This is a genomic window from Streptomyces sp. NPDC031132 (assembly GCF_055570595.1).
Genome location: NZ_JBVIGX010000001.1, coordinates 462,652 through 484,525, shown reverse-complemented (window position 1 = coordinate 484,525; position 21,874 = coordinate 462,652). Strand labels below are relative to the sequence as shown.

20 protein-coding genes are annotated in these 21,874 nt (G+C 71.1%); 7 read left to right on the top strand and 13 right to left on the bottom strand.

Annotated elements, in window-relative coordinates; genetic code table 11:
• Positions 1–114: 114 nt before the first annotated feature.
• The 5 genes from ACZ49B_RS02175 to ACZ49B_RS02155 form a co-directional block, all read right to left on the bottom strand.
• Positions 115–549, bottom strand: a complete 435-nt coding sequence (locus ACZ49B_RS02175) for a hypothetical protein (RefSeq protein ID WP_468299572.1) — start codon at positions 547–549, stop codon at positions 115–117.
• A gap of 394 nt (positions 550–943) precedes the next feature.
• Complete coding sequence (locus ACZ49B_RS02170; protein WP_468299570.1) at positions 944–2,029, bottom strand: branched-chain amino acid aminotransferase; 1,086 nt, start codon at positions 2,027–2,029, stop codon at positions 944–946.
• A 232-nt stretch (positions 2,030–2,261) separates the two neighbouring features.
• Entirely contained in the window at positions 2,262–3,302 is a 1,041-nt protein-coding gene (locus tag ACZ49B_RS02165; protein ID WP_365955406.1) for a 3-isopropylmalate dehydrogenase, read from the bottom strand.
• Positions 3,303–3,386: 84 nt separating this feature from the next.
• The gene (locus ACZ49B_RS02160; protein WP_468299568.1) at positions 3,387–3,515 is read right to left on the bottom strand and encodes a hypothetical protein; all 129 of its coding nucleotides are present in this window, start codon (positions 3,513–3,515) and stop codon (positions 3,387–3,389) included.
• Positions 3,516–3,775: 260 nt separating this feature from the next.
• Positions 3,776–4,687, bottom strand: a complete 912-nt coding sequence (locus ACZ49B_RS02155; RefSeq protein WP_468299566.1) for a LysR family transcriptional regulator — start codon at positions 4,685–4,687, stop codon at positions 3,776–3,778.
• Positions 4,688–4,788: 101 nt separating this feature from the next.
• Between ACZ49B_RS02155 and ACZ49B_RS02150 the strand changes: the two genes are divergently transcribed.
• On the top strand, positions 4,789–5,805 hold the full coding sequence (locus tag ACZ49B_RS02150; protein ID WP_468299564.1) for an NADP-dependent oxidoreductase: 1,017 nt from the start codon (positions 4,789–4,791) through the stop codon (positions 5,803–5,805).
• A 119-nt stretch (positions 5,806–5,924) separates the two neighbouring features.
• Positions 5,925–7,952, top strand: coding sequence for a phosphocholine-specific phospholipase C (locus ACZ49B_RS02145; protein ID WP_468299562.1), 2,028 nt, complete (start codon positions 5,925–5,927; stop codon positions 7,950–7,952).
• Positions 7,953–8,004: 52 nt separating this feature from the next.
• Here the strand turns inward: ACZ49B_RS02145 and ACZ49B_RS02140 are convergent, their stop codons facing one another.
• Positions 8,005–8,541, bottom strand: coding sequence for a GNAT family N-acetyltransferase (locus ACZ49B_RS02140; protein ID WP_468299560.1), 537 nt, complete (start codon positions 8,539–8,541; stop codon positions 8,005–8,007).
• Positions 8,542–8,641: 100 nt separating this feature from the next.
• On the opposite strand from ACZ49B_RS02140, the gene ACZ49B_RS02135 reads away from it, so the two are divergent.
• Entirely contained in the window at positions 8,642–9,343 is a 702-nt protein-coding gene (locus tag ACZ49B_RS02135; RefSeq protein ID WP_468299558.1) for a nitroreductase family protein, read from the top strand.
• Between the two features lie 94 nt (positions 9,344–9,437).
• Here ACZ49B_RS02135 and ACZ49B_RS02130 read toward each other — a convergent pair whose 3' ends face one another.
• Positions 9,438–9,869 carry a MarR family winged helix-turn-helix transcriptional regulator gene (locus ACZ49B_RS02130; RefSeq protein WP_468299556.1) on the bottom strand — a complete coding sequence of 144 codons (432 nt, stop codon included), beginning with the start codon at positions 9,867–9,869 and terminating at the stop codon, positions 9,438–9,440.
• A 94-nt stretch (positions 9,870–9,963) separates the two neighbouring features.
• Here ACZ49B_RS02130 and ACZ49B_RS02125 point away from each other — a divergent pair, with 94 nt between their 5' ends.
• A complete protein-coding gene (locus ACZ49B_RS02125) occupies positions 9,964–10,890 on the top strand; it encodes a quinone oxidoreductase family protein (protein WP_468299554.1) in 927 nt (308 codons plus the stop codon).
• 80 nt (positions 10,891–10,970) lie between these two features.
• On the opposite strand, the gene pruA is transcribed toward ACZ49B_RS02125, so the two are convergent.
• Positions 10,971–12,602 (bottom strand): L-glutamate gamma-semialdehyde dehydrogenase, encoded by a 1,632-nt coding sequence (gene pruA / locus ACZ49B_RS02120; protein ID WP_468299552.1) that lies wholly within the window; start codon positions 12,600–12,602, stop codon positions 10,971–10,973.
• 31 nt (positions 12,603–12,633) lie between these two features.
• On the bottom strand, positions 12,634–13,560 hold the full coding sequence (locus ACZ49B_RS02115) for a proline dehydrogenase family protein (protein WP_468299550.1): 927 nt from the start codon (positions 13,558–13,560) through the stop codon (positions 12,634–12,636).
• A gap of 199 nt (positions 13,561–13,759) precedes the next feature.
• Between ACZ49B_RS02115 and ACZ49B_RS02110 the strand changes: the two genes are divergently transcribed.
• Positions 13,760–14,890, top strand: a complete 1,131-nt coding sequence (locus tag ACZ49B_RS02110) for a PucR family transcriptional regulator (protein WP_468299548.1) — start codon at positions 13,760–13,762, stop codon at positions 14,888–14,890.
• A gap of 151 nt (positions 14,891–15,041) precedes the next feature.
• Here the strand turns inward: ACZ49B_RS02110 and ACZ49B_RS02105 are convergent, their stop codons facing one another.
• Complete coding sequence (locus ACZ49B_RS02105; RefSeq protein ID WP_468299546.1) at positions 15,042–15,632, bottom strand: TetR/AcrR family transcriptional regulator; 591 nt, start codon at positions 15,630–15,632, stop codon at positions 15,042–15,044.
• 89 nt (positions 15,633–15,721) lie between these two features.
• On the opposite strand from ACZ49B_RS02105, the gene ACZ49B_RS02100 reads away from it, so the two are divergent.
• Together ACZ49B_RS02100 and ACZ49B_RS02095 are read left to right on the top strand one after the other, a co-directional pair.
• Positions 15,722–17,260, top strand: coding sequence for an MFS transporter (locus ACZ49B_RS02100; RefSeq protein WP_468299544.1), 1,539 nt, complete (start codon positions 15,722–15,724; stop codon positions 17,258–17,260).
• Between the two features lie 422 nt (positions 17,261–17,682).
• Complete coding sequence (locus ACZ49B_RS02095) at positions 17,683–17,910, top strand: hypothetical protein (protein WP_468299542.1); 228 nt, start codon at positions 17,683–17,685, stop codon at positions 17,908–17,910.
• 450 nt (positions 17,911–18,360) lie between these two features.
• Here ACZ49B_RS02095 and serA read toward each other — a convergent pair whose 3' ends face one another.
• The 3 genes from serA to ilvN form a co-directional block, all read right to left on the bottom strand.
• Positions 18,361–19,950, bottom strand: a complete 1,590-nt coding sequence (serA, locus tag ACZ49B_RS02090) for a phosphoglycerate dehydrogenase (protein ID WP_468299540.1) — start codon at positions 19,948–19,950, stop codon at positions 18,361–18,363.
• A gap of 277 nt (positions 19,951–20,227) precedes the next feature.
• On the bottom strand, positions 20,228–21,229 hold the full coding sequence (ilvC, locus tag ACZ49B_RS02085) for a ketol-acid reductoisomerase (protein WP_266625143.1): 1,002 nt from the start codon (positions 21,227–21,229) through the stop codon (positions 20,228–20,230).
• Between the two features lie 108 nt (positions 21,230–21,337).
• Positions 21,338–21,862, bottom strand: a complete 525-nt coding sequence (ilvN, locus tag ACZ49B_RS02080) for an acetolactate synthase small subunit (RefSeq protein WP_053789039.1) — start codon at positions 21,860–21,862, stop codon at positions 21,338–21,340.
• Positions 21,863–21,874 lie beyond the last annotated feature (12 nt).

The following is a 21,874-nucleotide window of genomic DNA, read 5'->3' as shown; positions in this document are numbered from 1 at the left end:
CCCTACCCCCCCCCCCCCCCCCCGCCCCCCCCCCCCCCCCCCCCCCTCCTCCTCCCCCCCCCCCCCCCCCCCCCCCCCCCCCGCGGCCGTCGCCGTCGCCGTCGCCGTCGCGCGCTAACGGCAGTTCTGCGAGGTCGTCGCCTGGGTGGCCGCGGTGTCCAGCGCCTGGACCTGCGGCTGGAGCTGGGTGATCGCGTCCTTGCCCGTGGTGTCGCCCGGCAGGTCCTCGTAGGCCTTCTTGAGGTTCTCCGCGGCCGTCGTGACGGCGTCCTTCTCGGCCGACTTCAGTGCCGAGGTGCTCTCCTTGACCTTCTTCCAGTCCTCCTGGACGGCGTCGTACGCCGACTTCAACTGGTCCTTGGTCGCCGTGGCCGGATTCAACGCCTTGAGCGCGGCGTTGTCCGACTTCAACTGGACCAGGTTGGTGCACAGCGCGGCGCTGGCCGACGAGGCTGCCTCCTGCGGCGTCGAGTCGTCGTCGCTGGAGCATGCCGAGGCGCCGAGTACCGCGACCGTGCACAGCAGGCCGGAGGCAACGAACCGCTTCATGGGGATCCGCCTTCCCGCCGGCCGGGGCGGCCGACGTACGAGAGATTCACGCCGCTGGGGCGTACCGTGCCGCCCGGAGCCGGTGTCCGGCGCCGCTATGGACAGGCGCGATCAACGTCGCACGCCGGTGGATCCACCGCATCTCCGAACGGACCGGACCCGTGCGGTCCCGCGCAGCGGCGGGCGGGCCCGCGACACCCGAGGGCACGGGCCCGGGGCGGCCCCCGCGCCCTCGGCAGGCGGACGGCGCGCAACGGTGCCGGCGTACCCCCGTTCGGGTGGCACGGACGGGTGCGGCGGCCTGCCCGCACCGCCCGGCGGACCGGGTCCCGTACGCACGACGAGGCCCCGGCCTCCCCGGCCGGGACCTCGTCGTGGCGGGTGCGCTGCCGGACTAGCCCAGCGGGTGCATCCAGCCGTGGGTGTCGGCGGTGTGGCCGGTCTGGAGGTCCAGCAGCGCCTTGCGGAGCTTCATGGTGACCTCGCCGGGCTGTCCGTCGCCCTGGGTCCAGTTGGCGCGCTCGGACTTGACCGAGCCGACCGGGGTGATGACGGCGGCGGTGCCGCAGGCGAACACCTCGGTCAGGGTGCCGTTCTCGTTGTCGCGCTTCCAGTCCTCGGTGGAGATACGTCCCTCCTCGGCGGTGTAGCCGAGGTCGCGGGCGATGGTGAGGAGGGAGTCGCGGGTGATGCCCGGCAGGAGCGAGCCGGTCAGCTCCGGGGTGACGATGCGGTCGCCGTACACGAAGTACAGGTTCATGCCGCCCATCTCCTCGATCCAGCGGTGCTCGACGGCGTCGAGCCAGACCACCTGGTCGCAGCCGTGCTCGGCGGCCTGGGCCTGCGCCACGAGGGAAGCCGCGTAGTTGCCGCCGGTCTTGGCCGCGCCCGTACCGCCCTTGACGGCGCGGACGTACTCCTCGGAGAGCCAGACGGAGACGGGCTGGACGCCGCCGGGGAAGTACGCGCCGGCGGGCGAGGCGATGACCATGAAGAGGAACTCGTTGGCCGGGCGGACGCCGAGGCCGACCTCGGACGCGAACATGAACGGCCGCAGGTACAGCGAGGCCTCGCCGGAGGAGGGCACCCAGGCGGAGTCCTGCTTGATCAGCGCGTCGCAGGCATCGATGAAGAGCTCGGCGGGCAGCTCCGGCATCGCCATGCGGCGGGCGGAGGCCTGGAAGCGCTCGGCGTTGGCCTGCGGGCGGAAGCTGGCGACGGTGCCGTCGGGCTGGCGGTAGGCCTTGAGCCCCTCGAAGATCGTCTGCGCGTAGTGCAGGGTCATGTTCGCCGGGTCCATCGACAGCGGCGCGTACGGGACCAGTTCGGCGTCGTGCCAGCCGCGGCCCTCCGTCCACTTGATCGTCACCATGTGGTCGGTGAAGTGGCGGCCGAAGCCGGGGCTGGCCAGGATCGCCTCGCGCTCCGCATCGGACAGCGGGTTCGAGGAGGGCTTGAGCTCGATCGTGGGCGTCGTCATGAGTGCTTGTCCTTCACCGGTTGTGTATGGCGGACCGCGCTCACGGCGTACTAGGACGTCCGAGCTTCCCCGCATTCCGCGGTCTCGCGTTCGATTATCGCGCGCGAGGTGCCTTCGGAGAAGCGGGGTGAATGCGGCCCAGGGGAGATGGTGGCACCCGGGGCCGCACAGGAAAAGCCGCCGGGTGCGTCGTGCGCGCGACCCGGCGGCTTCCTGAGGTGGAGCTGCCGGGTCAGCCGGCTACTCGGGCGGCGAGCGCGTCGCCGATCTGGTCGGTGGTGCGGAAGGTCCCGTCGCGCTCCGCGAGGTCGGCGGTGACCGCGTCCTCGATGCGGACGGCCTGGGCCTCGTGGCCGAGGTGGCGCAGCAGCAGGGCGACGGACAGGATCGTCGCGGTCGGGTCGGCCTTGCCGGTGCCCGCGATGTCCGGGGCCGAGCCGTGGACGGGCTCGAACATGGACGGGAAGGCGCCGGTCGGGTTGATGTTCCCGGAGGCGGCCAGGCCGATCCCGCCGGTCACGGCGGCGGCCAGGTCGGTGAGGATGTCACCGAAGAGGTTGTCCGTGACGATGACGTCGAAGCGCTCGGGCTGCGTGACGAAGAAGATCGTCGCGGCGTCGACGTGCAGGTAGTCGGTGGTGACCTCGGGGTACTCCTGGCCGACCTTGTCGAAGATGTTCTTCCACATGTGGCCCGCGTACACGAGGACGTTGTTCTTGTGGACCAGCGTCAGCTTCTTGCGCGGGCGGGAGTTGGCCCGCTCGTACGCATCGCGCACGACGCGCTCGACGCCGTACGCGGTGTTGATGCTGACCTCGGTGGCCACCTCGGCGGGGGTGCCGGTGCGCAGGCTGCCGCCGTTGCCGGTGTACGGGCCTTCGGTGCCCTCGCGGACCACGACGAAGTCGATCTCCGGACGGCCGGCGAGCGGGGTGGCCGTGTTGGGGAAGAGCTTCGAGGGGCGCAGGTTGATGAAGTGGTCGAACGCGAAGCGGAGTTTGAGCAGCAGGCCGCGCTCCAGGACGCCCGAGGGGACCGACGGGTCGCCGATGGCGCCCAGCAGGATCGCGTCGTGGTGCTTGAGCGCCTCGAGCTCGTCGTCCGGGAGGGTCTCACCGGTGCGGTGCCAGCGCGTGGCGCCGAGGTCGTACTGCTTGGTCTCCAGCTTCACATCCTGGGGCAGGACCGCGGTAAGGACCTTGAGGCCCTGAGCCACGACTTCCTGGCCGATGCCATCACCGGGGATCACTGCGAGATTGATGCTGGTCGACATGTCGGAACCGTACTCCCTGTCCCAGCCCTCAGACATCTTGAGTCCACCATGTGGACGCAAGACGTCTGAGGCGCCGGGCCTCGCTCAGTGGCCGGTCGAGCCGCCGTTGTCACGGCGGTCGAGGGCGCGCTGGAGGGCGGCGGCGGCGTTCTTGCGGTCGGCGTCGGCCGTGGAGGAGTGGCGGACGCGGCGGGATGCGGTGGATGCGGTCATGGTGATCGACTCCTTGAGATCACGGCGTGGCGAAGCCACGGATGAGGGGTTCCTTCAAGGCGCCGGAAGAGGCGGGGAGCTGTGCGCCGCAGGGGTTGCCTGCCAGGGGCGCGCGCTCTCGACCGCCATTCGCCGGATCGGCGAGACGTTCGGCTTCTACAAAGCTAGGGCAGGTCCCGCTGTATGTCTCCGCAATTACTCGGACTTCCTACTATCTGAGACGGGCAACCGCCCGGAGGGCCGCCTCCCGGGCATCCGATTCAGCGCTTCTCGGAGCGAAGTTCCCTGATCAGAGCCCTTACGCCGAGGGTGGCGGCGGATTCCGGCGTGGTGACGTATCCCACGCGTCTCACCGGCCCCGAAGGGCCCAGTCCGGTGATGTCCACGGCGTCCGTGGCCTCGCGGAGCGAGAGCTCTGGCAGGATCGCCATGCCGAGTCCGCGCCCGACCATGGTCAGCACCATCCCGTCGTCCTCGGCCTTGACGGTGGCCCGCGGGATCCAGTCCTGCGCCCGCCACCAGTCGCGGGTGTACGAGCCGCAGTTCTCGTCCCAGTCCAGCAGGGGCAGCGTCTTCGGGTCGGGGTGCCCGGCCGGGTGGACCAAGGCGTACGCCTCTTCCCGGAGCACCCCGGTCAGCAGGCCCGCGGCGCCGCCCTCCGGTACGCCGCCCTCCGGTGCGGGACCCGCCCCGTTCAGCGTGGCGATGCCGAGGTCGGCGCGGCCGGCGGCCACCTCGCCCGCCGTGCCGGCGCCGAGCTCGCGCACCACCCGGACCTCGGGGCGGATGCCGGGGTGGCGGGCCGTGAGCCGCTCCAGGGCCGGGGGCAGCAGGTGCAGGGCCGCGCTGCGGAACGCCGCGATGCGCAGCACCCCCTCCACCGCGTCCTGGTCCGCTGCGTCCCGGCCGGCGCCGCGCGCCTCCGCGCCGAGGACCTCGTACAGCCGCAGGATCCGGCGGGCGAGGCCGACGGCCCGCTCTCCCGCCGGGGTGGGCGAGGCTCCGGTGCGCCCGCGTTCGAAGAGCACCGCGCCGACCTTGGCCTCGCTGCCGCGTACGGAGTGCGAGACGGCGGACTGGGTGAGGCCGAGCCGCGCGGCCGCGGCGGAGAAGCCGCCGGTCTCGGCGACGGCGACCAGGACCCGGAGTTCGTGCGGAGCGAGCTCGGCCACGGCGGCCCTCACCTCGTTCTATGAGCGGTGTTCATGGATGTGCGGCTTCCATGAACGCAACCCTCTGCCCGGGCCGGTGATTCCTTCCTAACGTCCTCGCCATGACCACGAACCACACCGGCCACACCGTCCACCTGATCGCCCGTCCCACCGGCATCCCCTCCCCGACGGACTTCGCGTACGTCGAGACCCCGGTCCCCTCCCCCGCCGCGGGCACCGCCCTGGTGCAGAACCTCCTGCTCTCGGTGGACCCGTACCACCGCGGGCTGATGGACGGCGGCGAGGGCGGCTTCGAGCTGAACACCCCGCTGGAGGGCCGCGCGGTGGGCCGGGTGCTCGCCTCCCACGACCCGGGGCTGCGCGAGGGCGACCTGGTCTTCCACCGCGAGGGCTGGCGTACGCACGCCCTCGTCACGCTCGGCGTGGCCGGCACCCGGAAGCTGCGCGGCCACGAGGGCGTCCCGCTGGAGGCGTACCTGAGCATCCTCGGCGGCACCGGCTTGACCGCGTACGCCGCACTGACCCGGACGGCGGCGCTGCGCGAGGGCGAGGACCTCTTCGTCTCCGCCGCCGCGGGCGGGGTCGGCACCGCGACCGGCCGCATCGCGCGGCTGCTGGGCGCCCGCCGGATCATCGGCAGCGCGGGCTCGGCGGCGAAGGTCCGCCACCTCACCGACGTGCTCGGCTTCGACGCGGCCTTCGACTACCACGACGGGCCGGTCGGCGAGCAGCTCGCGAAGGCCGCCCCCGACGGCATCGACGTGTACGTGGACAACGTGGGCGGGGACCACCTGGCGGGCGCGATCGACGTGCTGCGCGAGTACGGGCGGGTCGCCTGGGTCGGCGGGATCTCGATGTACAACGGGGACCGCTCGCCGGCCGCGCCCCGCAACCTCTTCGAGGTCGTCCACAAGTCGCTGCGCCTGGAAGGCGTATTGGTTCGAAATCACACCAATCTGCAGGACGAGCTGGAGGACTTCCTGGTCCCGCACCTGCAGAGCGGCAGCGTCGGCACGGACACCACTGTTGTACAGGGAATCGATCACACGGTGGACGCCTTCCTGGGCATGCTCCGCGGGGACAATCTGGGCAAGATGCTCGTCCGTCTCGAGGGCTGAATCCAGCCAACCGGATGTTCACCGACTTCTTACCGCACGGATGTAGACCTTTGGCGCGGCGCCCGTCACTCTTTCCGTCAATGTGCCACCGGGGCACTTGAGTTGGAGGCGAGTAGCCAGTGACACCGATCAGCCGCAGAGGTTTCGTGGGAATCGGCGCCGGGCTGATGGCCGGTGCCGCGCTGCCGGCGATCGCGCCGACGTCGGCGTCCGCGGCCGCCGCGAGCGGCACGATCACCGACGTGAAGCACGTGGTGATCCTGATGCAGGAGAACCGCAGCTTCGACCACTACTTCGGCAGGCTGAAGGGTGTCCGCGGCTTCGGTGACCGCGCCGCCGGCAACATCCCGGGCGGCTGGGGCATGTTCAACCAGCCCAACTGGGGCGGCCGCCAGTACCCGTGGAAGCTCAGCGCCACCCCGCCGGCGGGCGGGGTCGACGGCGAGACCCTGGCCCAGTGCAACGGCGACCTCCCGCACAGCTGGACCTCGCAGCACGCCGCCTGGAACAAGGGCCGCATGGACAACTGGGTCTTGGGCGTGGGCAACACCCGCACGCTCGGCTACCTGGACCGCGGCGACATACCGTTCCACTACGGGCTCGCCGACCACTACACGGTCTGCGACGCGTACTTCTGCTCCACGCTGAGCGCGACCGGCCCGAACCGCACCTTCCTGTGGAGCGGCAAGGTCGACGCGGGCAGCAAGGACGGCGGCGACGAGTCCGGGCTGACCTGGGAGACGTACGCGGAGGCCCTGCAGCGGGCCGGCATGAGCTGGAAGGTCTACCAGAACGCCCAGGACAACTACGGCGACAACGGGCTGGCCTACTTCAAGAAGTTCACGGACGCGGCGCCCGGCAACCCGCTGTGGGACCGCGGCATGGGCTCCGTCCCGAAGGTCACCGGCTCCACCCCGGACGACATCGCGGCCGCCATCCGCGCGGACGTCGTCGCCGGCACGCTGCCCCAGGTCTCCTGGGTCGTCGCGAGCGAGGCCTTCTCGGAGCACCCGTACGCCCCGCCCGGCGACGGCGCGCACTTCGTGGACCTCGTCTACCGGGCGCTGGCCGCGAATCCGGAGGTCTTCGACTCCACCGTCCTGTTCCTGAACTACGACGAGAACGACGGCTTCTTCGACCACGTCCCGCCGCCGGTCGCCCCGCCCGGCACCCCGGGCGAGTACATCGACGGCACCCCGATCGGCCTCGGCTTCCGCGTGCCGATGCTGGTCATGTCCCCGTGGACGCGCGGCGGCTGGGTGAGCTCGGAGGTCTTCGACCACACCTCGGTGCTGCGCTTCATGGAGACCTGGACGGCGGCCCTCGGCACCCCGGCGACCTGCCCGAACATCAGCGCCTGGCGCCGCAAGGTGGTGGGCGACCTGACGGGCGTCTTCGACTTCGCGCACCCGGTGTACGGGGTGCCGTCAGGGCTGCCCTCGACCGCGAAAGTCATCGGCCAGTCGACCTGCGGCCCGCTGCCCAACCCGGCGCCGCAGGACAACGCGCTCCCGGCGCAGGAGGCCGGAACCCGCCCCGCGCGGGCCCTTCCGTACCAGGTGAACGGCAATCTGGACCGCTTCGAGTTCGGCGCGGCCGGCAAGATCCTGGCCTGGTTCTCGATGACCAACCAGGGCGCGCAGGCGAAGCGGCCGGCGCACTTCTCGATCCACCCGCACCAGTACCGGGACACGGCGGCCTGGCAGTACACGGTCGACCCGGGTGCGACGTCGACGGACTACTTCAACATCGGGCTCGGCAGCGGCTCCGGCAAGTACGACATCTCGATGTACGGGCCGAACCGGTTCCTGCGCCGGTTCATCGGCGACGCGTCGAAGGCGGGCAAGGCGATCGAGGTGGCGGCCCGCTTCGCGGTGGAGCCGGGCACCGGCAAGACGGCGGTCTACTTCAAGATGACGAACACGTCGTCCGCGCCGGTCACCTTCACGATCCGCTCGAACGCCTACCGCTCGGACGGCCCGTGGACGTACACCGTCCCGGCGAACTCCTCGCGGGAGGACTACTTCAACGCGGTCGCCTACCACGACGGCTGGTACGACTTCACGATCCTCGCGGACAACGACGGCACCTGGTCGCGCCGCTACACGGGCCACATCGAGACGGGCACGCCCAGCATTTCGGGCTGACGGCGTCTCGGGCCCACGGCATCTCAGGCCGACGGCATCTCGGGCCGACGGCCTACAGCACGTCCCCGTCACGCCAGTCGAAGTCGAGCCGCCCGGCGGGATCCCCCCACACCCCGCCGGGCGGGAGCCACACGTACGTCGACCCCTCCTCCTCGGCGAGCCGCACCGGCCCGGCGGGTGACAGCGCCCCGATCTGCCCGCCCCACACGGCCCACCCCCGCCCCGCGTACAGCCGAGCCCCGTCGTCGGAGGCCGACAGGGCCCCGAGTACGTAGGCCCGCTCGACGACGCCCTCGAGCGCGGCCATCACCTTCCCGCCGAGACCGCGCCGGCGCCGGTCCGCCCGTACGGCCACGGCCTCGACGTATCCGGCCCGCAGGGCCCGACCCCGGTGCAGCACGCGCCGCTGCACCACGCTCCCGTGCGCGACGAGCTCCCCGCCCTCGCGCACGAGCACGTGCATGCCACCGAGCGCGTGCTCGAAGTCGTCGTCGCCGAAGTCCCCGCCGAAAGCCCGGTCGAGCAGCTCCCGCAGCTCGCGGAGCTCGCCGTCCCCGAGCTGGGAGGTGTGCCTCAGCAGGATGTCCATACGGCGACGCTATCAACGGCCGTGGGAAAGGCCGGAAATACGTGAGGGCGACCGAAACGGGCCCTGGCCCCGGCCCGGCCCCCGCGGGAAGAATCGGTCCATGTCGCACGAGACCGAGCAGTGGACCCCGACCCACGGTGAGCCGTATCGCCCCGTCGCCTACCGGCCCGAACGGATGCCGAGCGCGGAATCGCTCGTGCGGGCAACGGAGTTGCGGAGGCGGATGGACGAACGGCGCACCGTCCGCCGCTTCTCCCCCGACCCCGTCCCGCAGCAGGTCGTGCGCGACGCGATCGCCTGCGCGGCGACCGCGCCCTCCGGGGCCCACCAGCAGCCGTGGACCTTCGTCCTGGTCAAGGACCCGGCCGTGCGGCGGCAGATCCGCGACGCCGCCGAGCAGGAGGAGCTGATCTCCTACGACGGCCGCCTCGGCGACGAATGGCTCGCCGCCCTGCGCCCCCTCGGCACGGACGCGGTCAAGACCCACCTCACCGACGCCCCCGCACTGATCGTCGTCTTCCAGCAGCGCCACTGGCTCGGCCCGGACGGCACGAAGCGCAAGCACTACTACGTGGACGAGTCGGTCGGCATCGCGGTCGGCATGCTCCTGACCGCCCTCCACCTCAGCGGCCTCGCGGCCCTGATCCACACCCCGAGCCCGATGCGCTTCCTCTCCCACGTCCTGCGCCGCCCGGAGAACGAGAAGGCCTTCGCGGTCATCCCGGTCGGCTACCCCGCGGACGACTGCGAGGTCCCGGACCTGACCCGCAAATCCCTGACCCAGGTCCTGGTCGAGGTCTAGCCCTTACCCGCCGACGGGCAGACCCCACGCCGGCCTTCCGCCACATCGGCGTACGCGACAACCGACCCCAGGCTGACAAGACTTACCCGAAGTTCTACGCGGCCTCGTGGATGCGGGTCAGCAACGCCATCAGGGTGCTGCGCTCCTCCGCGGTCAGCGGGGACAGGAATGCGGCGTTCGCCGTTGCGGCCAGGGTCGCGCAGCGGGTGAGGGTGGCGTCGCCCGCCGGGGTGAGGGTGACCGCGTTCTTGCGGCGGTCCGCCGGGTTCGGGGCGCGCAAGACGAGGCCGGCGGCTTCCAGGTGGTTGAGGAGGCCGACCAGGTCCTTGGGGTCGATGCCGAGCCGGCGGCCGAGGTCGGCCTGGGCCACCGGGCCGTACTCGGCGGTCGCCGCCAGCACCGCGTGGTGCGCGAGCTTCAGCCCCTCCGCGGCCAGCGCCTCGGCGACCAGGCTCCGGCCGCGCGCCGCGACCCGGCCGACGAGCCAGCTCGGCAGGGACTGGATGTGTGCGAGGGCCGACGTCATGAGCCCAGCCTAGCAATTCGTTGGGACTCCCCACGATCCCCCGATCTCCTATACCGTTGGGACTCCCAACGAATCCACCGGTCCGGGAGGTCCTGTGCTCCGCATCCGCCACGCAGTCAACGGCGGCCCCGAGGTGTTGTTCGCCGAGGAGGCGGACGTGCCCGTCCCCGGCTCCGGGGAGTTGCTCGTCGCGGTCGAGGCCGTCGGGGTGACGCTGCCCGTCGTGCGCAAGGTGCGGGAGGGCGACGGGGCGATACCGCTCGGCGGGGAGGTCGCGGGGACCGTCGCCGCGCTCGGCGAGGGGGTGACGGGCTTCGCCGTCGGGGACCGGGTCACCGGGCTGTGCTTCGGCCACGGGTACGCCGAGTACGCGCTCCTCGGGGCCCCCTTCGCCTCCGCCGTCCCCGAAGGGGTCGGCTCCGTGGACGCCGTCGCGCTCGTGCGCAGCGGGCTCGTCGCCCGCGGTGCCTGGGAGGCGGGGCAGGTCCGGCCCGGGGAGTCCGTACTGGTCACGGCCGCCGCGAGCGGGGTCGGCAGCCTCGCGCTCCAGCTGGCCCGGGCCGGCGGGGCGGGCCGGCTGGGCGCCGCCGTGTCCGGCCCGGACAAGGCCGGCTTCGTCCGGAGCCTCGGCGCCGACGAGGTCGTGCTGTACGAAGACCCCGCCTCCTGGGGCGAGCCGTACGACGTGGTCCTCGACGGGGTCGGCGGCGAGCTGCTCGGCCCCGCCGTGCGGGCCCTGGCCACGGGCGGGCGGCTGGTGGCGTACGGCTCGGGCGGCGGCGCGGTGGAGGCGTACGAGCTGCTCGTGCGCGGCGCCTCGGTGATCGGCTTCCAGATCCGGGCCGTCGCGCAGGGCCGGCCCGAGGTGTACGAGGGCTGGCGGCGCGAGCTGTGGGAGGCGTACGCGGACGGCTCGCTGCGCCCCGCCGTGCACGGGGAGATCCCGCTGGCCGAGGCGGCCCGCGCGCACCGGCTCATCGAGGAGCGCCGCAACCTCGGCAAGGTGGTCCTGATCCCCTGACCGGGCAAGGGCGCAACTGGAACCGCCCCCGATCCGGACTTGGGGGTACCGGAACGGGGGCGGGGTTCAGCGGGGCAGGATCAGCCCATGTGCGGGTACGCGTAGTCCGTCGGCGCGACCAGGGTCTCCTTGATGGAGCGGGTCGAGGTCCAGCGCATCAGGTTCGATGCGGCGCCGGCCTTGTCGTTCGTACCCGAGGCGCGGCCGCCGCCGAAGGGCTGCTGGCCGACCACGGCGCCGGTCGACTTGTCGTTGATGTAGAAGTTGCCCGCCGCGAAGCGGAGCTTCTCCATCGCGTCCGCGGCCGCGTAGCGGTCGGCGGCGATGATCGAGCCGGTCAGCGCGTACGCCGACACCGACTCCATCTGGGCCAGCATCGCGTCGAACTCGGCGTCCTCGTACACGTGGATCGCCAGGATCGGGCCGAAGTACTCGGTCGTGAAGACCTCGTTCTCCGGGTCGGTGCACGCGATGACGGTCGGGCGGACGAAGTAGCCCTCCGAGTCGTCGTACGTGCCACCGGCGATGATCTCGCAGGTCGGGTCGGCCTTCGCCCGGTCGATCGCAGCCTTGTTCTTCGCGAACGAACGCTCGTCGATGACGGCGCCGATGAAGTTCGTCAGGTCGCGGACGTCACCCATGGTGATGCCGTCGACCTCGGCCGCGAAGGCCTCCTTGAAGCCGTCGTTCCAGATCGAGGCCGGGACGTAGGCGCGCGAGGACGCCGAGCACTTCTGGCCCTGGAACTCGAAGGAGCCGCGGGTCAGGGCGGTCTTCAGGACGGCGCGGTCCGCGGACGGGTGCGCGACGACGAAGTCCTTGCCGCCGGTCTCGCCGACCAGGCGCGGGTAGGACTTGTACTTCTCGATGTTGTTGCCGACCGTCTTCCACAGGTACTGGAAGGTCTTGGTCGAACCCGTGAAGTGGATGCCGGCCAGCTCGGGGTGGTTCAGGGCCACCTCGGACACGGCGATGCCGTCGCCCGTCACCAGGTTGATGACGCCCTTCGGCAGGCCGGCCTCCTCCAGGAGCTCCATCAGGAGGACCGCGGAGTGGGTCTGCGTCGGGGACGGCTTCCAGACGACCACGTTGCCCATCAGGGCGGGGGCGGTCGGCAGGTTGCCGGCGATGGCCGTGAAGTTGAACGGCGTGATCGCGTAGACGAAACCCTCGAGCGGGCGGTGGTCGCTGCGGTTCCACACGCCGGCGGAGTTCGCGACCGGCTGCTCGGCCAGGATCTGGCGGGCGAAGTGGACGTTGAAGCGCCAGAAGTCGACGAGCTCGCACGGGGTGTCGATCTCGGCCTGCTGCGCGGTCTTCGACTGGCCCAGCATGGTGGAGGCGGCCAGCTTCTCGCGCCACGGGCCGGACAGCAGCTCGGCGGCGCGCAGGATGATCGCGGCGCGGTCGTCGAAGGACATCGCGCGCCAGGCCGGGGCGGCGGCCAGGGCGGCGTCGACGGCCTCCTGGGCGTCGGCCTCGGTGGCGTTGGCGAAGGTGCCGAGCACGGACTTGTGGTCGTGCGGCTGGACGACGTCGAAGCGCTCGCCCCCGCCCATGCGCTTGACGCCGTTGATCGTCATCGGCAGGTCGATCGGGTTCTCGGAGAGCAGCTTGAGCTGCGTCTCGAGACGCGCGCGCTCCGGGGTGCCGGGGGCGTACGAGTGGACCGGCTCGTTGACCGGCGCGGGGACCTGGGTCACAGCATCCATGGGACTGGTAACTCCTTGACCTGGTTCTTGGCTAGTTCTTGGTGATCATCGAGCGGAGGAAGAACAGGAGGTTGGCCGGCTTCTCGGCGAGGCGCCGCATGAAGTAGCCGTACCAGTCCGTCCCGTACGCGGTGTAGACGCGCATGCGGTGGCCCTCGGCGGCGAGCCGCAGGTGCTCCTCGCTGCGGATGCCGTACAGCATCTGGAACTCGTACTCGTCCAGCTTGCGCCCCGCCTTGCGGGCGAGCTCCTGGGCGATGGCGATGAGGCGCGGGTCGTGCGACCCGATCATCGGGTAGCCCTCGCCCTCCATCAGCGTCTTCAGGATGCGGACGTACGCCTTGTCGATCTCGGCCTTGTCCTGGTACGCGACCTCGGCGGGCTCCTTGTACGCGCCCTTCACGATCCGGACGCGGCTGCCGGCGGCGGCCAGGCGGCGGGCGTCGGCCTCGGTGCGGAAGAGGTACGCCTGGATCACGCAGCCGGTCTGCGGGAAGTCCCGGCGCAGCTCCTCGTGGATGGCGAACATCGAGTCGAGGGTGGTGTGGTCCTCGGCGTCCAGCGTGACGGTGGTGCCGATGGCCGCGGCGGCCTCGACGACCGGGCGGACGTTGGCGAGCGCGAGCTCGTGGCCGCCCTCCAGCGCCTGGCCGAACATCGACAGCTTGACGGACATCTCGACCGTCTCGCCCAGCTCCAGGGCGGCCAGGTGCTCGATGAGCTCGAGGTAGGCGTCACGCGCGGCGTAGGACTGCTCCACGGTGGTGATGTCCTCGCCCACCACGTCGAGCGTGATCTCGAGGCCCTTCTGCGTGAGGTCCATGACGATCGGGATGACCTGGTCGACCGTCTCACCGGGGATGAACCGGTTCACCACGGGCTTGGTCACCGGGGCGGCAGAGACGATTCGGCGCATCTTGTCGCTGCGCGAAGCGGCGAGGATCGCGGGACCCAGCACGGGGCACCTCCAACAGGTGGCAGAAACAGACGTACGGTCCGCGCGGGGGTGAGCGGGGGCCATGAGGAAAACGCAAGTAAAACCACCGTGAAACCTAAGGATCGCTTTGATCCTCTGCCATCGACAGCTGTCACGCATCCGTGTCCCCGATCTCATACATCTGTCTGAAGACCGGGTTTCCGGGTGGGAGAATGTCCGGGTGAAGGGCGATTACCAGGACCTGGTGGATGAGATCTCGGCGCTTCTCGGCGCTCCGGCGACGCTGGAGAACCGGGACTTCCGCCTCATCGCCTTCGGCGCGCACGACAGCGACGACGATCTCGCGATGGACCCGGTGCGCACCCGCTCGATCCTGACCCGCCAGTCGACGGCGGCCGTACGGGCCTGGTTCGAGGGCTTCGGCATCGCGCGGGCGACCGGGCCGGTACGGATCCCGGCGGCGCCGGACGCGGGGGTCTTCCGGGGGCGGATCTGCCTGCCGGTGCGCTACCGCGGGATCGTGCAGGGCTACGTATGGCTCCTCGACCAGGAGCCGGGCCCCGGGCCGGACGTCCTGGCGGCGGCCATGGAGGTGGCCGAGCGGATCGGGATCCTGCTCGCCGAGGAGGCGAAGGCGGGGGCCGACCTGTCCCGGGAGTTCCGGGCGGTGCTCACGGCCGGCCGGGGCTGGCAGCAGGACATGGCGGTGGCGGCGCTGCGGTTGGCGCTGGGGCCGGGGGCGGACGGGCTGCACGCGGTGGTGTGCGTGACGCCGTGGGGCGGCGAGGCCCCGGCGTCGGTGCCGGGCGCGGCGGCGGTGTGCACGGTCGCCCTGCCGGGGCGGCACGCGCTCGCCGTACTGGTCAGGCTCCGCTCGGCGGAAGTGCTCGTCCCCGCCGTCGGTGTCGCGACGCGGCTGCTGGCGAGTGGCGCGGCGACCGCCGGGATCGCGGAGCCCCGCAGGGAGCTGACGGCGCTGGCCGACGCCTGGGCGGAGGCCTCGGCGGCGGCGCGGGCGGCCGCGGCCCAGCCCCGGTTCGGCCCGGTGGCCCAGTGGTCGGCGATCGGCCCGTACCGGATGCTGGCGGCGCTCGCGGCCGCCGACCACGAGGGCGACCCGGCGACCCGGACCCTGCTCGGCCCCGCGCACCGGGAACTCGCCCGGACCGCCGAGCTGTTCCTCGACTGCGCGGGCCAGGCGGGCCGCGCGGCGGCGGCCCTGGGCATCCACCGCCAGACCCTGTACTACCGGCTCTCCCGGGTGGAGCAGCTGACCGGCCTGGACCTGGGCGAGGGCGAGGACCGCCTGCTGCTCCACATGGCCCTCAAGGCGGCCCGCCTGCACGGCTGATCGCGGGGCGCGAGGTCACCGGACGGAGCCTGCCGGCGCACCCGCCCGAGGGATCCGACCGACCGGCGGGACGCCTGTGGCCGAAGGCCCGACAGCCCGAAGGCCCAGCCGCGGATCGGGCCGCGTCGCCGCCCTCGCCGTCAGCCGCGGGTCAGGCCGCGTCGCCGCCCTCGCCCTTCCTCATCATCTCCGCCGTGCGCCGCATGCCCTCCGTCAACTCCTCGGCGGTGACGGCGCCTTCCGGGTTGAACAGCCATTGCGCCATCACTCCGGTCAGCAGGGCCTCGTACAGCCCGCCGAGCGTCCGCTCGTCCCGCTCGTCGAGGTCTTCCTCGGGGATGCCGGTGATCAACGCGATGAGCCCCCGGCGGCCCTCGCCCTGCGAGGCCGCCAGCATCGCCCGCAGCTCCGGCAGCCGGTCTCGGCTGAGCGCGACCTCCATACTGGCCGCCCACATCGGAGCCGACTCCTCCTGACGGCCGATCACGCCGTCCCATACGGAGCGGAAGCGTTCCAGCGAACCTCCCTCGCCGGTGACCTCCGGCGAGAAGGAGTCGCCCCACTCCTGCGCGAGTTCGACGTAAGCCTGCGTCAGCAGGGCGTCCTTCGAGCCGTAGTGGTAGCCGATCGACGCCAGGTTCGCCCCGGAGGCGTTGACGATGTCGCGCGCGGTCGTCCGCACGAAACCCTTCTCGACCAGGCACTTCTTGGCGCCTTCGAGCAGATCTTCACGGTGTCCCATGCCCTCACCGTATCAAGACAACCGTCATAGACAACAGTTCCATACGCTCGTACTAGACAAGCGTTTATGACGCTTGTACATTGCTGCTCATGACGAACTCCGCAGCACGTCTCGCCGGCCGCCGGGAATGGACCGCCTTCACCGTCCTCCTGCTGCCGCTGCTCCTGGTCTCCATGGACGTCTCCGTCCTCTACTTCGCCATCCCGGCCATCACCCAGGAGCTCGACCCGAGCGCCACCCAGCAGCTCTGGATCTTCGACAGCTACGCCTTCGCCCTCGCGGGGCTGCTCATCACCATGGGTTCGCTCGGTGACCGGATCGGCCGCCGCAAGCTGCTGCTGACGGGGGCGGCCGCCTTCGGGCTCGCCTCGGTCGGCGCCGCCTACGCCACCAGCGCCGAGATGCTGATCGCGGCCCGCGTCCTGCTCGGCATCGGCGGCGCGACCCTGATGCCCTCCACGCTGGCGCTCGTACGCAACCTCTTCCAGGACGCCAGGCAGCGCGGCCAGGCCATCGCCATCTGGTCCGGGGCCATGACCGGCGGCATCGCCCTCGGCTCCGTGCTGAGCGGCGTGATGCTGAACCACTTCTGGTGGGGTTCGGTCTTCCTGATCAACGTGCCCGCGATGCTGCTCCTGCTGATCCTCGTCCCCATGCTGGTCCCCGAGTTCAAGGACCCGGCCCCCGGCCGCTTCGACCTGCTGAGCGTCCCGCTGTCGACGGCCGCCGTGCTCCCGGTCGTGTACGGCCTCAAGGAGATCGCCGCCGAGGGCGTCACACCGCTCTACGCGCTCTCCGTGGCCGTGGGCCTGGCCTTCGGGTTCGTCTTCGTCCGCCGCCAGCGCAGCCGCGACGACGCCATGGTCGCCCGGGCCCTCTTCCGCGGCCGCGGATTCGGCGCGGGGATCGCCCTCAACACCATCGCCGCCTTCGCCATGATGGGCTCGGCCTACTTCACCACCCAGTACCTGCAGTCGGTGCTCGGCATGGGCACGCTGGAAGCCGCCCTGTGGAGCCTCGCCCCCTCGCTCGTCATCGGCGCCGCCGCCCCCGTCAGCGCGGCGCTGGCCCAGAAGACCGACCGGGCGTACGTCATCGCCGGCGGCTTCTTCCTCGCCGCCGCCGGGTTCGCCCTGATCAGCCTGGTCGGCAGTGACTCGCTGTGGCTGCTGCTGACCGGCGCAGGCGTGCTGGCCTCCGGTCTCGTCACCGTGATGTCCCTGGTCTCCGACATGGCCCTCGCCTCGGCCCCTGCCGAGAAGGCCGGTTCGGCCGCCTCCCTGCTGGAGACCGGGTCGGAGTTCGGCGGGGCGCTGGGCATGGCCGTCCTGGGCAGCCTCGGCACCGCCGTCTACCGCTCCGATCTGCCGGGGGCGGAGCCCGCCGTACGGGAGACCCTGGGCGGCGCCGTCGCCACCGCCCACCGGCTCGGCGGTACGGCCGGCGAGCAGGTCCTGGCCCTGGCCCGCGAGGCCTTCGTCCACGGCATGCAGTACGCGGCCTGGGGCGGTGCGGTCCTGCTGCTCGCCGGCGGCGTCCTCGCGGTGGTCCTGACGCGAGGGCTCGGCGCCCCCGCCCCGGCTGCGGCCGGGCAGCCCGCAGAGAAGGCCGCCGAGCAGCCCGCCTAGCAGGCCGCGCCCCTCGCGGGCTGAGCCCCGTACGGCCGGACGGAGCAGCGGCGGAACACGGCGAAGGGCCCAGGGATTCGCCGATGAGCTGGGCCTTCGCCGTGGAGCGGGTGATGGGAATCGAACCCGCGCTCTGAGCTTGGGAATCACCGGGCCGTCACGGAGGGGGTTGGCGCTGACCAGCGCAAACGGCCTCTGGTGATTGATCGCGAGGCGACGCGCTTGACTGCTCTTGACCGCTGGGATCGGCTCTTTCTGGCACGGATGTGGCACGGGCTTCCATCCGCTCTGACGGGTCGCGTCACCGACCCCGCACCCGACAACACCGTCACCCGAATGGCCCAACATGACGTGCCACCCACATGGGTGAAGATCAAGCTGGCTAGTGCCCCAACCGAGGCAATCTGTGAAAGGCGAACCACATGCGCATTCGACGAATCCTCGCCGCGGTCTTCGCCACGGCAACCCTCGCCGGACTCGGCCTCACAGGCGCCGCCACCGCCACCGCCGACAGCGTCACCCCGGCCAGCGTCACCCCGGCCAGCGTCACCCCGGGTGAGTGCACGGACAACGGCGGAACGATCGATCGGTCGACGCCCGTGCTCCCGACCTGCAGGGGCGGTATGTACGACGGGCAGACGGTCGACTAAACCCCACTAGGGCCCGTTGCGAAAGTGGATCGTCGCCCCGCAGCCACGCGTTGCGGGGCGACTTCCTAGCGAGCGTTCTCCCTTGGCTGACGGCTCAACGTACCTGGGAGGCGTGACGATCGCACACGGGCCAGATGAGGTCGGCGGGAGCGGCTTTGGGCTGGAGCTGCCATGGGGCGAGAGATTGGGGCCCGTACGCTGGCCGCGAATCGGGCAGTCTCTAGGGCAGCAGCCTGTCCGGCCACACCCGGGACCACCTCGACGCAGTCGCTGCCGAACTCAACAGCCGCCCACGCAAGACGCTCGGCTGGGAAACCCCAGCCGAGCGCCTGTCTGAACTGCTCGCCACCACACGTCGGTGATCACGTGTTGCAACGACCCCTGGAAAACTCCCCGGGCCCTTCGTCAGTTGCTTGCGCGGCCACCGGCGGCAGCCGCCCGCCACGAGGTTCAGCCGAGGCTGACCGTGCGCGCCGAGACGGCGCCGATCTCGGCGGCGATCTCCGCGAGGACGTTCACCGGGACCTCGGCGTCGACCGTGAGGACGCCGAGTGCCTCGCCGCCCTCCTCGGCGCGGGCGACCTGCATGCCCGCGATGTTCAGGCCGGCCTCGCCGAGGATGCGGCCGACGGTGCCGACCACGCCCGGGCGGTCGGTGTAGCGCAGCACGAGCATCTGCTCGGCGAGCGCCAGGTCCACGTCGTACTCGCCGATGCCGACGATCTTCTGCAGGTGCTTCGGGCCGGCGAGGGTGCCGGAGACCGAGACCTCCTGGCCGTCCGACAGGGTGCCGCGCACGGTCACCACGTTGCGGTGGTCCGGGGACTCCGAGCTGGTGGTCAGGCGCACCTCGACACCGCGCTCCTGCGCGAACAGCGGGGCGTTGACGTAGGAGACCGTCTCGTCGACGACGTCCTCGAAGACACCCTTGAGGGCGGAGAGTTCCAGCACCTTGACGTCGTGCTGGGTGATCTCGCCGCAGACCTCGACGTCGAGGCGGACCGCGACCTCGCCCGCGAGGGCGGTGAAGATGCGGCCGAGCTTCTCGGCGAGCGGCAGGCCCGGACGGACGTCCTCGGCGATGACGCCGCCCTGGACGTTGACCGCGTCCGGCACGAGCTCGCCGGCGAGCGCGAGGCGCACCGACTTGGCGACCGAGATGCCGGCCTTCTCCTGGGCCTCGTCCGTGGACGCGCCGAGGTGCGGGGTGCAGACGACCTGGTCGAGCTCGAAGAGCGGGGAGTCCGTGCAGGGCTCCTTCGCGTACACGTCGAGGCCGGCGCCGGCGACGCGGCCCTCCTTGATGGCCGAGTACAGCGCGGCCTCGTCCACGATCCCGCCGCGCGCGGCGTTGACGATGCGGACGGACGGCTTGACCTTGTGCAGGGCCTCGTCCCCGATGAGACCGAGGGTCTCGGGGGTCTTCGGCAGGTGCACGGTGATGAAGTCGGCGACCTCGAGGAGCTCGTCCAGCGTCAGCATCTTGACGCCCATCTGGGCGGCGCGCGCGGGCTGTACGTAGGGGTCGTACGCGACGATCTTCATGCCGAAGGCCGACATGCGCTGGGCGACCAGGACGCCGATGCGGCCGAGGCCGACGACGCCGAGGGTCTTCTCGCTGAGCTCGACGCCGGTGTACTTGTTCCGCTTCCACTCGCCGTTCTTCAGGGCGGTGTTGGCCTGCGGAATGTTGCGGGCCGTCGCGACGAGCAGGCCGCAGGCGAGCTCGGCGGCGGTCACGATGTTGGAGGTCGGGGCGTTCACGACCATCACGCCGGCCTTGGTGGCCGAGGAGACGTCGACGTTGTCGAGGCCGACACCGGCGCGGGCGACGACCTTCAGCTTCTTGGCGGCGGCGATGGCCTCCGCGTCGACCTTGGTCGCGGAGCGGACGAGGATGGCGTCGACGTCCACGATCGCGGGGAGCAGTTCCGCGCGGTCGGCTCCGTTGACGTGCCGGATCTCGAAGTCCGGGCCGAGCGCGTCCACCGTGGCGGGCGACAGCTCTTCGGCGATGAGTACGACAGGTTTCGAGCTCACGTGGGTCCTCACAAGTCCAGTGCGGACGGCCGTCCCGACGGCCGCAGGCGGTGGAGGGGGTAGCCGCGTGGAAGACGCACGACACTGTGGGCCTGACGCGTTGTGTTGAGCAGTGTAGTGGCGGATCGTTGCCGGAATTCCGCCTGTACGGAAGGATCACCCGTCCGGGGTTGGCCGGGGTGGACAACCCGCACCGGAGAAGGACCGCATTCCGCCGAACCGGTGGTGCACCGCGGGGCCGGGACGGTGCGCCGCCCCGGCCCCCGCGGCTGCGGGATCAGCTCTCGTCGCTGTCGACCCAGCTCATCAGCTTGCGCAGCTTCTTGCCGGTGGTCTCGAGCAGGTGGGCCTCGTCGGCCTTCTTGTACTCGTTGTACTTCGGCAGGCCGGCCTTGTACTCGGCCATCCAGGTGTTGGCGAACTCGCCGCTCTGGATCTCGGCGAGGATCTGCTTCATCTCGGCCTTGGTGGCGTCCGTGATGATGCGGGGGCCGGTGATGTAGTCGCCCCACTCGGCGGTCTCGGAGACCGACCAGCGCATCTTCTCCAGGCCGCCCTCGTACATGAGGTCCACGATGAGCTTCAGCTCGTGCAGGCACTCGAAGTACGCGATCTCCGGCTGGTAGCCGGCCTCGGTCAGGGTCTCGAAACCGGCCTTGACCAGGGCGGAGGCGCCACCGCAGAGGACGGCCTGCTCACCGAACAGGTCGGTCTCGGTCTCCTCGGTGAAGGTGGTCTTGATGACGCCGGCGCGGGTGCCGCCGATGCCGGCCGCGTACGAGAGCGCGAGGGCGAAGGCGCTGCCCGAGAAGTCCTGCTCGACGGCGGCGATGCAGGGCACGCCGCGGCCTTCCTCGTACTGGCGGCGGACCAGGTGGCCCGGGCCCTTCGGGGCGACCAGGGCGACGTCCACGTTGGCCGGGGGCTTGATGAAGCCGTAGCGGACGTTGAAGCCGTGGCCGAAGAAGAGCGCGTCGCCCTCCTCGAGGTGCTCCTTGATGGACTCCTCGTAGATCTCGGCCTGCAGCGGGTCCGGGGTCAGGATCATGATCACGTTGGCCCACGCGGCGGCCTCCGACACGGAGACGACCTTCAGACCCTGCTCCTCGGCCTTGGCCTTGGACTTCGAGCCCTCCTTCAGGCCGACGACGACGTCGACGCCGGAGTCACGCAGCGACAGCGCGTGGGCGTGGCCCTGGCTGCCGTAGCCGATGACCGCGACCTTGCGGCCCTGGATGATGGACAGGTCGGCGTCGTTCTCGTAGAACAGCTCGGCCACTGGGATATCTCCTTGGTGCGCTGGTGTTGCTCCCACCGTACGGCGGGGAACGGGGAGGAAGTTTCCTGGTCTCGCGATGCGAGAGGCAACGCGACGTCAGGGTGTTGCTCAGGCGCTGCGGTCGAGCGCGCGCAGGCTGCGGTCCGTGATGGACCGGCCGCCGCGCCCTATGGCGATCGTGCCGGACTGCACGAGCTCCTTGATGCCGAACGGCTCCAGCATCTTGAGCATCGCGCCGAGCTTGTCGGTACCGCCGGTGGCCTCGATGGTGACGGCCTCCGGGGAGACGTCGACCGTCTTGGCGCGGAACAGCTGGACGATCTCGATGATCTGGGACCGGGTCTCGTTGTCGGCCCGGACCTTCACCAGAACGAGTTCGCGTTCGATGGCGTTGTGCGGCTCCAGCTCGACGATCTTGAGCACGTTGACCAGCTTGTTCAGCTGCTTGGTCACCTGCTCCAGCGGGAGGTCCTCGACGTTCACGACGATGGTGATGCGCGAGATGTCGGGGTGCTCGGTGACGCCGACCGCGAGGGAGTCGATGTTGAACCCGCGGCGGGAGAACAGCGCGGCGATCCGGGCGAGGATGCCGGGCGTGTTCTCGACCAGGACGGAGAGCGTGTGCTTGGACATGTGAGTCGTTCT

What these genes read in the sequence shown, in the direction of transcription:
- ACZ49B_RS02135 (WP_468299558.1), top strand. Translation starts at nt 8,642, where the DNA reads ATGTCGCACGAGACCGAGCAGTGGACCCCGACCCACGGTGAGCCGTAT.
- ACZ49B_RS02095 (WP_468299542.1), top strand. Translation starts at nt 17,683, where the DNA reads ATGCGCATTCGACGAATCCTCGCCGCGGTCTTCGCCACGGCAACCCTC.
- ACZ49B_RS02170 (WP_468299570.1), bottom strand. Translation starts at nt 2,029, where the DNA reads ATGACGACGCCCACGATCGAGCTCAAGCCCTCCTCGAACCCGCTGTCC.
- ACZ49B_RS02175 (WP_468299572.1), bottom strand. Translation starts at nt 549, where the DNA reads ATGAAGCGGTTCGTTGCCTCCGGCCTGCTGTGCACGGTCGCGGTACTC.
- pruA (WP_468299552.1), bottom strand. Translation starts at nt 12,602, where the DNA reads ATGGATGCTGTGACCCAGGTCCCCGCGCCGGTCAACGAGCCGGTCCAC.
- ilvN (WP_053789039.1), bottom strand. Translation starts at nt 21,862, where the DNA reads ATGTCCAAGCACACGCTCTCCGTCCTGGTCGAGAACACGCCCGGCATC.
- ACZ49B_RS02105 (WP_468299546.1), bottom strand. Translation starts at nt 15,632, where the DNA reads ATGGGACACCGTGAAGATCTGCTCGAAGGCGCCAAGAAGTGCCTGGTC.
- ACZ49B_RS02130 (WP_468299556.1), bottom strand. Translation starts at nt 9,869, where the DNA reads ATGACGTCGGCCCTCGCACACATCCAGTCCCTGCCGAGCTGGCTCGTC.
- ACZ49B_RS02160 (WP_468299568.1), bottom strand. Translation starts at nt 3,515, where the DNA reads ATGACCGCATCCACCGCATCCCGCCGCGTCCGCCACTCCTCCACGGCC.
- ACZ49B_RS02150 (WP_468299564.1), top strand. Translation starts at nt 4,789, where the DNA reads ATGACCACGAACCACACCGGCCACACCGTCCACCTGATCGCCCGTCCC.
- ACZ49B_RS02100 (WP_468299544.1), top strand. Translation starts at nt 15,722, where the DNA reads ATGACGAACTCCGCAGCACGTCTCGCCGGCCGCCGGGAATGGACCGCC.
- ACZ49B_RS02140 (WP_468299560.1), bottom strand. Translation starts at nt 8,541, where the DNA reads ATGGACATCCTGCTGAGGCACACCTCCCAGCTCGGGGACGGCGAGCTC.
- ACZ49B_RS02165 (WP_365955406.1), bottom strand. Translation starts at nt 3,302, where the DNA reads ATGTCGACCAGCATCAATCTCGCAGTGATCCCCGGTGATGGCATCGGC.